Raw genomic sequence first — 14352 nt, 5'->3', positions numbered from 1 at the left:
CCACAGCAGACGACCCCGAGCACGCGGCGGCCGGCCTGCGGGCCTTCGCCGTACGGTTGCGGCGGATGAACGGCGAGATCAACCGGCTGGTGCAGGGATTCGCCGGCAACCAGGGCCTGCACCCCACGGACGTGCAGGCCCTCGCCGCCATCCTGGACGCCGACGAGCCGATGACCCCCAGCCGGCTGGCCGTCCACCTCGGACTCACCTCCGGCGCGGTGACCGCGTGCGTCGACCGCCTCGAACGCGCCGGGCACATCCGCCGGGTCCGGGAGAGCGCCGACCGCCGCGTGGTCCACCTGCACTACGCCGCCGAGGCGCGCTCGGCGGCCCGCGCCTACTTCCGCCCCCTTGCCCGGGCGACCGAGGCCGCGCGGTCCCGGTTCACCGACGAGGAACTGTCGGTCGTGCTGCGCTTCCTGACCGCGATGAACGAGGAACTCTCGCTGGAGGGCGGCCCGGAGCGCTGACGGTGTGCGGAGCGCCGGTGGTGCGGAGCGCCGCAGGTGTGTGGAGCGCGGACCCGGGTAGTCTCGATTACCTCAATCATCAAGATACTTTCTCATAGAGGTATCCGGCTCCTCCGCCTGGGAAGGAAGCGATGCGCATCACCACCCGCGGGGCACGGCGGCTGCTCCCGCTGGCCCTGCTCGCGCTCTGGCTCGGCATCGGCGGCGCCTTCGGCCCCTTCGCGGGCCGGCTCGGCGAGGTGGCCACCAACGACCAGGCCGCCTTCCTGCCCCGCAGCGCCGAGTCCACCGAGGTCGTCGCCGAGCAGAGCGCCTTTCGCCAGGGCGAGACACTGCCCGTGATCGTCGTCTGGACCGGCGCCCCGGACACCCCGCTGGGCGACCGGAGGGACGCGGCCGGCCGCGCCCTGGCCGCGACGGCGGGCGTGCCGGGCGTGACCGGCCGACCCTCGCCCGCGCTGCTCTCGGCGGACGGAAAGGCTCTCCAGGGCGTCGTGCAGGTGCGGCCCGACCTCGGCAAGCGGCTGCCGGACACCCTCGGCCGCATCAAGGACGCCGCCGCCCGAGTGCCCGGCACCACCGTGCGGCTTGCCGGTCCGGCCGCGACCCAGGCCGACCTCTCCGACGCCTTCTCCGGCATCGACGGACTGCTCCTCGGCGTCGCCCTGGCCACCGTGCTGGTCATCCTGCTGCTGGTCTACCGCAGCGTCCTGCTCCCGCTGGTGGTCATCCTCGGCGCCGTGTTCGCGCTCGGCCTGGCCTGCGCGGTCGTCTACGCGCTCGCCCGGCACGGCGTGGTGCGCGTCGACGGCCAGGTTCAAGGCATTCTCTCCATCCTGGTGATCGGCGCGGCCACCGACTACGCGCTGCTGCTGACCGCCCGCTACCGCGAGGAACTGACCGCGCGCGACGACCGGTTCGCCGCCGCCGGCGCTGCCCTGAGGAGGTCCTGGGGCCCGGTCACCGCGAGCGCGGCCACGGTCGCCCTCGGCCTGCTCGCCCTGCTGATCAGCGACCTGACGAACAACCGCGCCCTCGGACCGGTCGGAGCGGTCGGCATCGCCTGCGCGGCGCTCAGCGCCCTGACCTTCCTGCCGGCCGTGCTGGTCCTGCTCGGCCGGGCCGCCTACTGGCCCGCCCTGCGGCACCGCCCCGGCGCGCGGGACCGCCGGGACGCCGACGGCATCTGGCGGCGCGTCGCCCGGCTGGTGGACCGGGCGCCGCGACGGGTGTGGGCCCTCGCCCTAGCCGGGCTGCTGGCCTGCGCGGCCTTCGCGCCCACGCTCGCCTCCAAGGGCGTACCGCTGGAGGAGACGTTCGTCAACGACGCCCCCTCCGTCGCCGCCCAGCGGACGCTCGGCCGGCACTTCCCCGGCGGTGCGGGCGACCCCGCCGTCGTCATCGCCGACGCCGGCCATCTGGAGGACGTCCTCGCCGCGGCCCGCGGCACCGAGGGCGTCGCCTCCGCCGCCGGGGTCTCGAAGACCGGCCGGCCGGGCGGAACCCCGCTCGTCGTCGGCGGCCGGACCCGGATCGACGTGACCCTGAGCGACGCCGCGGACAGCGACGCCGCCCAGCGGACCGTGTCACGGCTGCGCACCGCGGTGCACGCGGTGCCGGGAGCCCACGCGCTGGTCGGCGGCTACACCGCGCAGCGATACGACACCCTGCGCACCGCCGAGCGCGACCGCGCGATCATCGTCCCGGTGGTGCTCGCCATCATCCTCGTCATCCTCACCGTGCTGCTGCGCTCGCTGCTCACGCCCGTGCTGCTGGTCGCCACCGTGGCCCTCAACTTCGTCGCCACGCTGGGTGTTTCGGCACTCGTGTTCCACCACGTGTTCGGCTTCGACGGCACCGATCCGTCGGTGCCGCTGTACGGATTCGTCTTCCTGGTCGCGCTGGGCGTCGACTACAACATCTTCCTGATGTCGCGGGTGCGCGAGGAGTCGTTGCGGCACGGCGTGCGCGAGGGCGTACTGCGGGGCCTGGTCAGCACGGGCGGGGTGATCACCGCGGCGGGCGTGGTCCTGGCCGCCACCTTCGCCGCCCTCGGGGTCATCCCGCTGGCCTTCCTGGCGCAGATCGCGTTCATCGTGGCCTTCGGCGTCCTGCTCGACACCCTGGTGGTGCGGTCCCTGCTGGTGCCGGCGCTGGTCCGCGACATCGGCGCACCCGCCTGGTGGCCGGGACGGCTGAGCCGCGAACGCGGGACGCGCTGAGCCGCCGCACCGGCGGTCGTACATGGTCCCGCGGTCAGCGGGCAGGCGGTTCGTAAGCGCTGGAAACCGTCCGCCGGGGCCGAACGCGGACGACGAGACACGGAGGTGAGTGCCGGTATGGGTGCGAAGGTGCTGGAGCGGTTCCCCGCGGGGGCTCCGCGCGGATCCTGGCCGGCGGAGGAGTACGCGGCGCGGCGGCGGGCGGAGGGCCAGCCCGCCACCGTGGTGATGGACCTGAGGGAGGACGCCTTCCTCGTGGTGGTGCCCGCCGAGGACGACTGACCGAAGGGGCGCTCCGACCGGGCGGGCCGCCCATCATCCGCCCAGACGGCCGAGGTGGAACCGCCGCACCTCGGCCGTCTGTCCCTGCACCAGCAGGAACATGCCCTCACGGGCCAGCCGCTGCGCGCGGCCGGCCAGGTCCAGGGACCGGCCGCCGCCGGCCACGACCGCGGCGGTGGTGGCGTCCCGCATCAGGTCGTACGCCCGTGTCTTCAACGCCAGCCGTTCCTCGACGCGTTCATGCGGTACCGGGTGGTCCCACAGGGCGTAGGCCCGTTCCCGGACCTCCTCCAGGCGGGCCCGCAGCGACCTGGCTGTTCCGGCGGCCTCGGCTCCGGGCGCCTCGTCGAGCAGCGCGAGCGCGGCGCCGGCGACGCCGAAGACCGCGGGGGAGGCGTTGGTGTTGCGCGGCCGGTCCACGAGGGCGAACCGCTCCTGCAAAGTGCGCAGCACGACCGCGTCCCCGGGCAGCCACAGGCCGTCGAGCTCCAGCGACACCGTGCGGGTGGCGCTCAGCGCGGCGAGCCGCAGCGGCGGCGACGGGCGCAGCCCCGGCTGCTCGCGCGCCTCGGCGAACGCGAACACGACCTCGGCGTCGTCCGTGACCCCGGCGAGCAGCATCACGTCGTTCAGCCCCCAGCCCGTGTACCAGGGCACCGTGCCCTCGAAGCGCCAGCCGCCGCGCTCCGGCACGGCCCGCACCGGCACCCTGGGGAACGCGCGGACGTGGGCGTAGGCGATCCCCGCGAGCAGTTCGCCCCTCGCCAGCGGGCGCAGCAGCCGCTCGCGGACGGGCGGCGGGGCGTCGACGAGGAGCTTGACCGGGGTGTAGTGCTGGGTGATCACGAACCAGGTGGAGCAGCACGCCCCCGCGAGAATCTCCGCCGTCTCCCGCCCCACGGCCGAGGGCGCCGCCGAACCGCCGTACTCCACCGGCGCGTTGAGCCCGAGCAGCCCCGACTCCCGTACGGCCCGGATGTGACCGGCCGGCAGGCCCTCCTGGTCGACGCGTTCCGCCGCCGGCGCGAGCAGGTCCGTGGCGAGGCGCCGGGCGCGGTCGACGAGGGGGTGCGCGTCAGAGGTCATGGGAAAGATTCTGCCGATCCGGCCGGGCGAGGTGTCGATGCGGGGGTGTGCCGTTCGTGTAGGAGGTGGGACAACGGTACGACGCCAAGGAGGACGTCATGAAGTACTACCTGCTCAGCGTGATCCAGCCGAGCGAGGGTGCCCCGCCCTCGGCGGAGGCGCTCGCGGAGATCATGGGCAACGTCGAGGCCTTCCACCAGGAGCTGCGCGAGGCCGGGGCCTGGGTGTTCGCGGGCGGGCTGCACGGCCCGGAGACCGCGACCGTGCTGCGGCCCAAGGGCGAGGACGTGCTGATCACGGACGGGCCCTACGCCGAGGGCAAGGAGTACCTGGGCGGCCTGTGCCTGATCAAGGCGCCCGACCTGGACGCGGCCCTGGAGTGGGGGCGCAAGGCGGGCCGGGCCACCACGCTGCCCATCGAGGTGCGGCCGTTCCTTCACACGGCCGAGGACTGATGCCCGCACCGCCCGGCGCCGGCGACGTCGAGGCCGTCTTCCGCGCCGAGTACGGCCGGGCGGTCTCCGTCCTCGTCCGCTTCCTCGGCGACATCGATCTCGCCGAGGAAGCGGTCCAGGACGCCTTCGCCACGGCGCTGGAGAGGTGGCCGCGGACCGGAGTGCCGCCGAGCCCGGCCGGCTGGATCATCACCACCGCGCGCAACCGCGCCGTCGACCGGCTGCGCCGCGAGTCCTCGCGGGACGCCCGCCACGCCGAGGCGGCCCGCCTGCACGGAACCGGTGCGGCGACGGGCGGGGCGGCGGGCGGGGCGGAGGGCGCGACGGCGGGGCCGGACCCCGGGCAGGACGAGGAGGGACCCGTGCGCGACGACCGGCTCCGCCTGATCTTCACCTGCTGCCACCCGGCGCTCGCCATGCGCTCCCGGGTGGCGCTCACCCTTCGGTTGCTCGGCGGCCTGACGACGGCGCAGATCGCCCGCGCCTTCCTGGTGCCCGAGCCGACGCTGGCCCAGCGGATCGTGCGGGCCAAGGCCAAGATCCGCGCCGCGGGCATCCCGTACCGCGTGCCGCGCGACGCCGACCTGCCGGACCGCCTCGGCGGCGTCCTGGCCGTCATCTACCTGATCTTCAACGAGGGCTGCACCGGCACGGGGGAGCTGTGCGCCGAGGCCCTGCGCCTGGGCCGGCTGCTGTCCGAACTGATGCCGGACGAGCCCGAGGTGACCGGACTGCTGGCGCTGATGCTGCTCGTCGAGTCGCGCCGCCCCGCCCGCGAGGGCCGCGGCGGTGAGCTGGTCCCGCTGCCGGAGCAGGACCGCGCGCGCTGGGACCGGGACATGATCGCCGAAGGACAGGAGCTCGTCCGCCGCTGTCTGCGCCGGGACCGGCCGGGGCCGTACCAGATCCAGGCCGCGATCCACGCGGTGCACAGTGACGCGCCGGCCGCCGGGGCCACCGACTGGGGTCAGATCCTGCGGCTGTACGACCACCTCATGGCGCTCGCGCCGAGTCCGGTCGTCGCGCTGAACCGGGCGGTGGCGGTCGCCGAGACCGAGGGCCCCGGCCCGGCCCTCGATCTGGTGGACGGGCTGGAACTCGACGGCTATCACGTCTTCCACGCCGTCCGCGCGAGCCTGCTGCGCCGCCTCGGCCGCCCCGGCGAGGCCGTACGGGCCTACGAGGCGGCCCTCGCCCTGAGCCCGAGCCCGGCCGAACGCGCTTATCTAACCCGGGAGTTGGCCGGCCTGCGGCCTTGACTGGTACAGACCAATGCGGTTGAGTGTGGCCTCACACCCCCCACCGCGGCCGCCCCCCCACGTCGTGTCCGGTACCACCCGCACGCGCGCCGGGGCGCGGTTTCCCCCGCCCTTTCCCGGGTGCGGCCGTGGACCGCAAAGGAGTTGATCCAGTGTCAGGACGACACGTCTCCGCCGCGCTCACCGCGCTCCTGATCGGCAGCGCCGTCCCCCTGGTCCTGCCGGCCGCCCACGCCTCGGCGGCCTCCTGCTCGAGCTACCCCAACTGGGTGGCCGGGAAGTCCTACCGCACCGGTGACGTCGTCCGTTACACGGACGGCAGGGCGTACATGGCCGAGCACGACAACCCGGGCTACGACCCCACCATCAGCACCTGGTACTGGGACCCCTACTCCTGCGACAGCGGCTCCGGCAACGGCAACCCGTCCGGATTCGTGGTCAGCGAGGCCCAGTTCGACCAGATGTTCCCGAACCGGAACTCGTTCTACACCTACAGCGGGCTGACCGCCGCGCTCAGCGCCTACCCAGGCTTCGCCAACACCGGCAGCGACACCGTGCGCAAGCAGGAGGCGGCGGCCTTCCTCGCCAACGTCAGTCACGAGACCGGCGGTCTGGTGTACGTGGTGGAGCAGAACACCGCCAACTACTCGCACTACTGCGACTGGAGCCGGCCGTACGGCTGTCCCGCCGGTCAGTCCGCCTACTACGGGCGCGGTCCGATCCAGCTGAGCTGGAACTTCAACTACAAGGCCGCCGGTGACGCGCTCGGCATCGACCTGCTCAACAACCCCTGGCTGGTGCAGAACGACTCCGCCGTGGCCTGGAAGACCGGCCTGTGGTACTGGAACACGCAGTCCGGCCCCGGTTCCATGACCCCGCACAACGCGATGGTGAACCAGGCAGGGTTCGGCCAGACCATCCGCAGCATCAACGGCTCCCTGGAGTGCGACGGCAGGAACCCTGCGCAGGTGCAGAGCCGCGTCGACGCCTACCAGAGGTTCACGCAGATCCTCGGGGTTTCACCGGGCGGCAACCTCTACTGCTGACCCGCGTGCGTACGGCATGGTGTCATGCACCTGCCACCCGGCAGGTCGTCGTCATTCCGTACGGACGAAGGGCACACCGCCATGCGCACCCCCCATGCCCTGCTCGCCACGACCGCGGCCCTGGCCGCCGCGGTCGTGGCGCCCCCCGCTCCCGCCGCCGGCGCGACCGCCGTTCCGGCCGCCGGGGCCTACTACGTGCAGAGTGCCACCACCGGTCTGAACGCGGCCGCCGCAGGCGGCGCCGTCGAACAGCACAACCCCAAGGGCGACGAGGACCACCAGCAGTGGAACCTCCGGGCCGCCGGATCCTCGTACGTGCTGGAGAACGCCGACACCGCGGGCAACTGCCTCGGCCGTTCGGGCGACCAGGCGCGCACCGTCGACTGCTCGGCCGCCGACGCGCTCTGGGACATCAGCGACGCCGGGGCCGACCAGTACACCCTGAAGGTGCCCGGCAGCGACCGCCGGCTCACCGTCGCCGCCAAACCGTCCGGCGCCAACTACCCGGCCCAGCTGGCCATCGGCTCCTCACCGGACCTCGCCGCCTGGTACCTCACCCCGGTGACCCCGGTCACCCCTCCCATGCCGCCGGCCGACCAGCGCACGCTGGACCAGGTCACCTTCCTCACCGCCCACAACGCCTACGCCAACGGGGTCGACGGAGGCTTCGCCCCGCCCTTCGTCAACTTCTTCCCCAACCAGACCCGGGGCATCGACCGCCAGCTCACCGACGGCGTCCGGGGATTCATGCTCGACATCCACCAGACGCCCGACGGTGCGATCCTGTGCCACGACAGCTGCACCCTGGTGAGCAGACCGGTCGCCCTCTGGGTCGACATCCAGCGCATGGTGAACTTCCTCAAGGCGCATCCGGACCAGTTCGTCACCGTCTTCCTCGAGGACTACGTCGACCCCGGCGTCCTGCGCTCCGAACTCGCCCGCGTCAGCGGCCTGTCCGACGTGCTCTACCGCCCCGATCTGACCGGTGTGCGGCAGAACGGCTGGCCGAAGCTGGCCGACCTGACCGCGGCCGGCCACCGGCTGCTGATCTTCACCGACCACAGCCGCTCCGCCGACGAGGCCGCGGGCCTGACCCGGGACAGCTTCGGCGTGATGTACCAGCGCGAGTGGACCGTCGAGAACTACTGGTCGATGGGGTCCGGCCTCGGCTCCTCCGACTGGTCCTGCTACAGCCGCTGGTACGGCGCCGACACGAACATCCCGCTCACCCGCACCGAACCGGGCTTCCGCCCGCTGTTCGTGATGAACCACTTCCGTGACGTCACGATCTCCGGCACCGCACAGACCGACAACACCAAACTCGCCGACCGCGCCCGCCGCTTCTGCGAACCCGCCGCCCGCAAGAAGCCCAACTTCCTGGCAGTGGACCGATACGACCTGGGCGACCCCGCCTCCGCGGTCGACACGCTGAACACCTACACGTATCCGTAAGCGGGACGCGTGAGCGCCGGGCCCCCGGTCACGGCCGGGGGTCCAGGTGGTCGTGGAGGAAGGTGATCGTGCTGTGCCAGGCGTCCGATGCCGCTTCGGGGTGGTGGGTCGGGCGGTGGTCGTTGAAGAAGGCGTGGCCGGCCGGGTACATGCGGAAGTCGGGGCAGAGGCCCGACTGGCGGTGGATGGTCTCGCGCAGTTCCTCCACCCGCTGCGGCGTGATGCTGCGGTCCCGCTCACCGTAGTGGCCGAGGATGTGCGCCCGCAGCCGGGAGAAGTCCGGGAGCTCGTCACGGATCACCCCGTAGAACGGCACCGCCGCGCTCACCCTGGGCTCCACCGCGGCCAGGTACAGCACGAAGCCGCCGCCCATGCAGAAGCCGACCGCGCCGGCCGAGGCGGAGGTGACCTCCGGCAGCGACAGCAGGTGGCCGACCGCGCCGGCGAGCAGTTCGACCCCGCGGGCGACCGGCAGGGCGCGCATCATCCGCCGGGCCTCCTCGGCGTCGTGCGCCACGCTCCCGCCGTACAGGTCCGGGGCCAGCACGACGAAGCCCTCCGCGGCCAGCCGGTCCGCGACCTCGGCGATGTGGTCGGTCAGCCCCCACCACTCCTGGACGAGCAGGACACCCGGCCCCCGGCCCGACGGCGGCACTGCGAGGTAGCCGTGGGCGGTGGCGCCCGCGCTCGGGAAGGTCACGTTCTGGCGGGCCGGGGTCTCGGCGGGCTTCGGCTGCTCGGGCATGACATCGGCTCCTGCGGACTGGGAGGGCCCCACCGAACGGGCTCTCCCATAATGGGTGTGCCGGCGCGGCCGCGCGCGGCCGGTGCACACCGGGCCTGACTACACTCGTGTAGACGGACGGCCCGCTGGACGGTGACCGTGGGCGAGGACGGGGTGAGGGACGTTCCCATGACCGACGCGAAGGACGAGCGCAGACCGGCCGGCGAGCTGGAGGCCAGTGTCATGGCCGTCCTGTGGGCCGCCGGCGCGCCGCGTACCCCCGGTCAGGTCCAGCGCGGCCTCGGCGCCGGGCTGGCCCGTACGACGGTGACCACCATCCTGACCCGGCTGCACGACAAGGGCGTGGTCGAGCGCAGCCGCCAGGGCCGCGGCTACGCCTACTACCCCGTACAGGACGCCCACGGCCTGACCGCCCGCCGGATGCACTCCGAGCTCGACCGCGACACCGACCGCGAGACGGTGCTCGCCCGTTTCGTCGCCCAGCTCAGCCCCCAGGACGAGCGCGTCCTGCGCGACCTGCTCGAACCCGGTGAGCGATGACCGCGCTCCTGCTGCTGCCCCTGCTCCTGCCGTTCGCCGTACCGGCACTGGCCCGGCGCGCGCTGGACCGGCTGGCGCCCGTGACCGCGCTGTGGGTGATCACCGTCTCCGCCGTGGTGCTCGCGGGCTGCTCCCTCGCCGCGCTCGGCGGCTTCGTCCTCACCGGCCTGCTCAAGCTGCCCGTCTTCGCCGCGCTCGGCGAACTCGTCCACCCCCTGCCCACGGCCTCCGACCTCGTGGTCGTCCCGGCGGCGACCGTCTCCGTCGGAGCCCTCGCCGTGTGCGCGGGCACCCTCGCGCGCGCCGCCCTGCGCGAGTTCCGCGCCTTCCGCAGCGCCCGCTCCGAGGCCTGCCGCCGCCCCGCCGCCGGCGACCTGTGCGTCGTCGACTCCCCGCACCCGGACGCCTACGCCCTCCCCGGCCGCCCCCACCGCATCGTCGTCACCACGGCCATGCTGCGCAGCCTCGACGTGGCCGAGCGCGAGGCCCTCTTCGCCCACGAGCGGGCGCACAACCGCGGCGGCCACCACTACTTCCTCGCCGCCGCCGAGCTGGCCGCGCACTGCCACCCCGCGCTCCGCCGGGTCCGCGGCACCATCCGCCTGGCAGCCGAGCGCGCCGCCGACGAGGCCGCCGCCGCGGCCGTCGGCGACCGCCGGCTGACCGCACGCGCGATCGCCCGCGCCGCCCTGGCCGGCCAGGACGCCCGCTCGGTACGCCCCGACCTCGCCCCCGCCGCCACCTCCGGACCCGTACCGCACCGTGTCAAGGCGCTGCTGGCCGCGCCCCACGTGCCCCGGCCCGCCGCGGCCTGGATCGCCGCGCTGCTGGTGGCCTGCGCGGCCGTCTCCTTCGCCTCCTCGGCCACCGGTGTCCTCGACTTCCACCACCGGGTGGAGATCGCACAGGGCGAAGAGTCCCGCTGACCCTCCCGGGCGGCTCGTTCCACGATCGGTCCCTGCTCCGGGGCTGACTGGCGCGACGCAGGTTTTACGTATAACCTCACCCGTCAATCGCCCGTCCCGGAAGGCCCTGATGAGACGCATCGCCCTGGTCACCCTCGTCGTCGACGACTACGACGAGGCGATCCGCTTCTACACCGGGGCCCTCGGATTCCGGCTCGCCGAGGACACCCCGCGCCCGGACGGCTCCCGGTGGGTCGTCGTCGCGCCGGGCCCCGGCCAGGACGGCACCGCGCTGCTGCTCGCCCGCGCCAAGGGGGAGGACCAGCGGGCCAGGATCGGCGACCAGACCGGCGGACGCGTCGGGTTCTTCCTGCACACCGACGACTTCGCCGCCGACCACGCCCGGATGCGGGCGGCGGGCGTGACCTTCCTGGAGGAGCCGAGGCACGAGCCGTACGGCACCGTCGCCGTCTTCCAGGACCTCCACGGCAACCGCTGGGACCTGCTCCAGCCCGCCACCTGCTGACATCCACCGCCGTCCCGACATCCACCGCCGCCCCCTGACATCCACCGCCGGGTCCCGACCGGGACCGGCACGCCACCGCCGAGGAAACACCGCACATGACCGCCGCCCCGCGCACCGACGCCCGCATCGACACGGACACCATCCGCCGGCTCCCCAAGGCCGTGCTGCACGACCACCTCGACGGCGGCCTGCGCCCCGCCACCGTCATCGAGCTCGCGGACGCGGTCGGCCACACCCTGCCCACCACCGACCCCGACGAGCTCGCCGCCTGGTACGTCGAGGCCGCGGACTCCGGCGACCTGGTCCGCTACATAGCGACCTTCGAGCACACCCTCGCCGTCATGCAGACCCGCGAGGGGCTGCTGCGCACCGCCGAGGAGTACGTCCTCGACCTCGCCGCGGACGGCGTCGTCTACGGCGAGGTCCGCTACGCCCCCGAGCTCATGGTCAACGGCGGGCTCACCCTCGACGAGGTCGTCGCCACCGTCCAGGAGGGGCTGGCCGCCGGCATGGCGAAGGCGGCCGCCGCCGGCACCCCGGTCCGCGTCGGCACCCTGCTGTGCGGCATGCGGATGTTCGACCGCACCCGGGAGATCGCCGGCCTCGCGGTGGCGTTCCGCGACGCCGGCGTCGTCGGCTTCGACATCGCGGGCGCCGAGGACGGCTTCCCGCCCGCCGACCACCTCGCCGCCTTCGAGCACCTGCGGCGCGAGAGCGTGCCGTTCACCATCCACGCCGGCGAGGCCCACGGCCTGCCCAGCATCCACCAGGCGCTCCAGGTGTGCGGCGCCCAGCGCATCGGGCACGGCGTGCGCATCACCGAGGACATCGTCGACGGCAAGCTCGGCCGGCTGGCCGGCTGGGTGCGCGACCGCCGTATCGCCCTGGAGATGTGCCCGACCTCCAACCTCCAGACCGGGGCCGCCACTTCGATCGCCGAGCACCCCGTCACCGCGCTGAAGGACCTCGGCTTCCGGGTCACCCTCAACACCGACAACCGCCTGGTGTCCGGCACCACGATGACCCGGGAGATGTCCCTGCTCGTCGAGCAGGCCGGCTGGACCGTGGCGGACCTGCGCACGGTCACGGTGAACGCGGTCAAGAGCGCGTTCATCCCCTTCGACGAGCGCAACGCCCTGCTGCGGGACGTGGTCCTGCCGGGTTACGAGTCCGCGCTCTGAAGGAGCCCCCGGACGTAGGCGGCCTGTCCGACGTGCTGGAGATCGTCGGACAGGACGCTCACCAGGCGCACGCCCAGGGTGACCGGCGGGTCCCAGCGCTCGTCCACGACACGCTCGAGGTCCTTGGCGGCGAGCTGCCGCAGGGCCCCGAGGGTCTGCTCGTGCACCGCGTCGTAGTAGCCGGTCAGCAGGTCGCCGGAGTCGACCCGCACCTTGGCGACCTTGGCCGCGCTGTGCCCGTAGCCCGTCTCGCGGCGGCCGAGGCCGAGGCCGAAGCGCTTCTCCCAGTCCCGCGCGAGCCACACCTGTTCCAGGCCGAACGCGCCGGCCACGTGGTCGTCCTGGACGCGGGTGAGGTGCCACAGGAGCCAGGAGACGGAGTTCGCGCCGGCGGCGGGGCGGGCGTTGAGCTGCTCGGCCGTCAGGCCGTCGACGACGGCGTGGACTTCTTCCCGGATGCGGCCGTAGCCGTCGATGAGGATGTCCTTCGCATGCATACGTCCACCATCGCGCATCGCCGCGCGCCGTGCGGCCGGGACACCCGCTCGGGTGCCCCTTCCTAAGGCTGTTCCGTATCCTCGTCCTGGCTCGTGAGCAGGGTCATCAGGGCGCGCGCCGCCGGGCTGGTGGCCCGTTCGGTCGGCAGCAGCGCGACGGTCTCGTACTCCGCCTCGCCGGTGCCTTTGAGGGGCAGCGGCGTGAGCGAGGGCCGCTTGTGCCGGAAGTGCTGGGGCACGACCGCGACGCCGAGGTTCTCGTCGACCAGGTCGAGCAGACTGTGCACGTCGTTGACCTCCAGCGCCACCGTGCGCCGTACGCCCGCGGCGGCGAAGGCCGCGTCGGTGGTGCGGCGCGGCCCCCAGTCCGGATGGAAGTCGACGAAGACCTCGCCGCCGAGGTCCCCGGGCGTGACGGCCGCGCCGCGCGCCGCGAGCGGGTGTTCCGGGTGGCACAGCACCGTCATCGGCTCGCTGGTCAGTCCCACCGAGCGCAGCAGATCGGTGTCCGCCCGGGTCCGGTAGGCGAACGCCAGGTCCAGCCGGCCGGCCGCGACCTCCTCCGCCAGCGCGCCGGAGCCCGCCTGCCGCAGCCTGATCTCCACGTCCGGATGGCGGCGCCGGAAGGCGGCCAGCAGCCCGGCCACGTGCACACCCGCTATGCACTGCTCGGTGCCCAGCGACAGAGTGCCGCGCAGCACGCCCTGCACCGCCGCCACCGCCTCGTGCGCCGCCCGCACCTGGGCGAGGACGCGCTCGGCCTCGCCGAGCAGCGCGCGCCCGGCCTCGGTGAGCGTCACCCGGCGCGTGGTGCGCACGAACAGCGGTGTCTGCAACTCCCTCTCCAGCGCCCGGATGGACGCCGACAGACCCGACTGGGACACCATCAGCCGTTCGGCCGCCCGGGTGAAGTGGCGGTCCTCGGCGACGGCGACGAAGTGCTGGAGATGACGCAGTTCCATGACTGAGAAGCCTAGTCGTTGAATTCCATCGGATTCTCCTGTTGGACCACTGCACGCAGGTGGCGGCAGAGTGGGGACGCCGGTTCCGCCGGGCCGGCCGCCCACCGCCAACCCCTCATGGAGTCGCGTTGCACACCGCCCACCCCGACCGCTATGCCGAGATGCCCTACCGGCGCACCGGGCGCAGCGGCCTGAAGCTCCCCGCGCTGTCGCTCGGCCTGTGGCACAACTTCGGGCCCGACCGACCGGTGGAGACCCAGCGCGCCATCCTGCGCCGCGCCTTCGACCTGGGCGTCACCCACTTCGACCTCGCCAACAACTACGGCCCGCCGCCCGGCGCCGCCGAGTCCGCGCTCGGCGAGGCGCTCGCGGCGGACTTCGCGCCGTACCGGGACGAGCTGGTGATCTCCACCAAGGCGGGCTATCCGATGTGGCCGGGCCCGTACGGCGAGTGGGGCTCCCGCAAGTACCTGTTGTCCTCGCTCGACCAGAGCCTGAAGCGCATGGGCCTGGAGTACGTCGACATCTTCTACTCCCACCGCCCCGACCCGGACACTCCCCTCGAGGAGACGATGGGCGCCCTGCACTCGGCGGTCCAGCAGGGCAAGGCGCTCTACGTCGGCGTCTCCAACTACTCCCCGGAGCAGACCCGCGAGGCCGCCCGGATCCTGGCCGGCCTCGGCACCCCGCTGCTGATCCACCAGCCGCGCTACTCGATGCTGGA

16 protein-coding genes are annotated in these 14352 nt (G+C 73.5%); 12 read left to right on the top strand and 4 right to left on the bottom strand.

Annotated elements, in window-relative coordinates; genetic code table 11:
* Window positions 1–35: 35 nt before the first annotated feature.
* From IE249_RS06485 to IE249_RS06475, 3 genes are all read left to right on the top strand, one after another.
* The gene (locus IE249_RS06485; protein WP_373304358.1) at window positions 36–470 is read left to right on the top strand and encodes a MarR family winged helix-turn-helix transcriptional regulator; all 435 of its coding nucleotides are present in this window, start codon (window positions 36–38) and stop codon (window positions 468–470) included.
* A gap of 131 nt (window positions 471–601) precedes the next feature.
* Entirely contained in the window at window positions 602–2692 is a 2091-nt protein-coding gene (locus IE249_RS06480) for an MMPL family transporter (protein ID WP_189703798.1), read from the top strand.
* A gap of 117 nt (window positions 2693–2809) precedes the next feature.
* Window positions 2810–2974: a DUF8839 family protein gene (locus tag IE249_RS06475; protein ID WP_189703797.1), complete on the top strand. Its 165-nt coding sequence runs from the start codon at window positions 2810–2812 to the stop codon at window positions 2972–2974.
* Between the two features lie 33 nt (window positions 2975–3007).
* Here IE249_RS06475 and IE249_RS06470 read toward each other — a convergent pair whose 3' ends face one another.
* Entirely contained in the window at window positions 3008–4060 is a 1053-nt protein-coding gene (locus IE249_RS06470) for an acyl-CoA dehydrogenase family protein (RefSeq protein WP_189703796.1), read from the bottom strand.
* A 98-nt stretch (window positions 4061–4158) separates the two neighbouring features.
* On the opposite strand from IE249_RS06470, the gene IE249_RS06465 reads away from it, so the two are divergent.
* The 4 genes from IE249_RS06465 (at window position 4159) to IE249_RS06450 (ending at window position 8272) form a co-directional block, all read left to right on the top strand.
* Complete coding sequence (locus IE249_RS06465; protein ID WP_189704173.1) at window positions 4159–4515, top strand: YciI family protein; 357 nt, start codon at window positions 4159–4161, stop codon at window positions 4513–4515.
* Window positions 4515–5774 (top strand): RNA polymerase sigma factor, encoded by a 1260-nt coding sequence (locus tag IE249_RS06460; RefSeq protein ID WP_189703795.1) that lies wholly within the window; start codon window positions 4515–4517, stop codon window positions 5772–5774. The genes IE249_RS06465 and IE249_RS06460 overlap by 1 nt, the downstream gene beginning before the upstream one ends.
* Before the next feature lie 152 nt (window positions 5775–5926).
* Complete coding sequence (locus IE249_RS06455) at window positions 5927–6820, top strand: glycoside hydrolase family 19 protein (RefSeq protein WP_189703794.1); 894 nt, start codon at window positions 5927–5929, stop codon at window positions 6818–6820.
* An 81-nt stretch (window positions 6821–6901) separates the two neighbouring features.
* Window positions 6902–8272 (top strand): phosphoinositide-specific phospholipase C-related protein, encoded by a 1371-nt coding sequence (locus tag IE249_RS06450; RefSeq protein ID WP_189703793.1) that lies wholly within the window; start codon window positions 6902–6904, stop codon window positions 8270–8272.
* 28 nt (window positions 8273–8300) lie between these two features.
* Here IE249_RS06450 and IE249_RS06445 read toward each other — a convergent pair whose 3' ends face one another.
* A complete protein-coding gene (locus IE249_RS06445) occupies window positions 8301–9017 on the bottom strand; it encodes a dienelactone hydrolase family protein (protein ID WP_189703792.1) in 717 nt (238 codons plus the stop codon).
* A gap of 168 nt (window positions 9018–9185) precedes the next feature.
* Between IE249_RS06445 and IE249_RS06440 the strand changes: the two genes are divergently transcribed.
* From IE249_RS06440 to IE249_RS06425, 4 genes are all read left to right on the top strand, one after another.
* The gene (locus tag IE249_RS06440) at window positions 9186–9557 is read left to right on the top strand and encodes a BlaI/MecI/CopY family transcriptional regulator (protein ID WP_189703791.1); all 372 of its coding nucleotides are present in this window, start codon (window positions 9186–9188) and stop codon (window positions 9555–9557) included.
* Window positions 9554–10483 carry a M48 family metalloprotease gene (locus tag IE249_RS06435; RefSeq protein WP_189703790.1) on the top strand — a complete coding sequence of 310 codons (930 nt, stop codon included), beginning with the start codon at window positions 9554–9556 and terminating at the stop codon, window positions 10481–10483. The genes IE249_RS06440 and IE249_RS06435 overlap by 4 nt, the downstream gene beginning before the upstream one ends.
* Window positions 10484–10592: 109 nt before the next feature.
* Window positions 10593–10988 carry a VOC family protein gene (locus IE249_RS06430; RefSeq protein ID WP_189703789.1) on the top strand — a complete coding sequence of 132 codons (396 nt, stop codon included), beginning with the start codon at window positions 10593–10595 and terminating at the stop codon, window positions 10986–10988.
* Between the two features lie 95 nt (window positions 10989–11083).
* The gene (locus IE249_RS06425) at window positions 11084–12169 is read left to right on the top strand and encodes an adenosine deaminase (protein ID WP_189703788.1); all 1086 of its coding nucleotides are present in this window, start codon (window positions 11084–11086) and stop codon (window positions 12167–12169) included.
* Here the strand turns inward: IE249_RS06425 and IE249_RS06420 are convergent.
* Window positions 12151–12666 carry a mycothiol transferase gene (locus IE249_RS06420; protein WP_189703787.1) on the bottom strand — a complete coding sequence of 172 codons (516 nt, stop codon included), beginning with the start codon at window positions 12664–12666 and terminating at the stop codon, window positions 12151–12153. The two genes, IE249_RS06425 and IE249_RS06420, sit on opposite strands and share 19 nt — an antisense overlap.
* 62 nt (window positions 12667–12728) lie before the next feature.
* Window positions 12729–13628, bottom strand: a complete 900-nt coding sequence (locus tag IE249_RS06415) for a LysR family transcriptional regulator (RefSeq protein ID WP_189703786.1) — start codon at window positions 13626–13628, stop codon at window positions 12729–12731.
* 128 nt (window positions 13629–13756) lie between these two features.
* Between IE249_RS06415 and IE249_RS36440 the strand changes: the two genes are divergently transcribed.
* Window positions 13757–14352: aldo/keto reductase (locus tag IE249_RS36440; protein ID WP_308434314.1), on the top strand; the 596-nt coding region annotated here is incomplete at its 3' end.

Source organism: Streptomyces anandii JCM 4720, from assembly GCF_014650655.1.
Taxonomy (GTDB): Bacteria; Actinomycetota; Actinomycetes; order Streptomycetales; family Streptomycetaceae; genus Streptomyces; species Streptomyces anandii.
The sequence above is the reverse complement of the archived record's forward strand: the minus strand, read 5'-3'. Positions and strand labels throughout refer to the sequence as shown.

Coding starts and splice junctions, on each gene's coding strand:
- IE249_RS06480 (WP_189703798.1), top strand. CDS start 602: ATGCGCATCACCACCCGCGGGGCACGGCGGCTGCTCCCGCTGGCCCTG.
- IE249_RS06475 (WP_189703797.1), top strand. CDS start 2,810: ATGGGTGCGAAGGTGCTGGAGCGGTTCCCCGCGGGGGCTCCGCGCGGA.
- IE249_RS06470 (WP_189703796.1), bottom strand. CDS start 4,060: ATGACCTCTGACGCGCACCCCCTCGTCGACCGCGCCCGGCGCCTCGCC.
- IE249_RS06465 (WP_189704173.1), top strand. CDS start 4,159: ATGAAGTACTACCTGCTCAGCGTGATCCAGCCGAGCGAGGGTGCCCCG.
- IE249_RS06460 (WP_189703795.1), top strand. CDS start 4,515: ATGCCCGCACCGCCCGGCGCCGGCGACGTCGAGGCCGTCTTCCGCGCC.
- IE249_RS06450 (WP_189703793.1), top strand. CDS start 6,902: ATGCGCACCCCCCATGCCCTGCTCGCCACGACCGCGGCCCTGGCCGCC.
- IE249_RS06445 (WP_189703792.1), bottom strand. CDS start 9,017: ATGCCCGAGCAGCCGAAGCCCGCCGAGACCCCGGCCCGCCAGAACGTG.
- IE249_RS06440 (WP_189703791.1), top strand. CDS start 9,186: ATGACCGACGCGAAGGACGAGCGCAGACCGGCCGGCGAGCTGGAGGCC.
- IE249_RS06435 (WP_189703790.1), top strand. CDS start 9,554: ATGACCGCGCTCCTGCTGCTGCCCCTGCTCCTGCCGTTCGCCGTACCG.
- IE249_RS06430 (WP_189703789.1), top strand. CDS start 10,593: ATGAGACGCATCGCCCTGGTCACCCTCGTCGTCGACGACTACGACGAG.
- IE249_RS06425 (WP_189703788.1), top strand. CDS start 11,084: ATGACCGCCGCCCCGCGCACCGACGCCCGCATCGACACGGACACCATC.
- IE249_RS06420 (WP_189703787.1), bottom strand. CDS start 12,666: ATGCATGCGAAGGACATCCTCATCGACGGCTACGGCCGCATCCGGGAA.
- IE249_RS06415 (WP_189703786.1), bottom strand. CDS start 13,628: ATGGAACTGCGTCATCTCCAGCACTTCGTCGCCGTCGCCGAGGACCGC.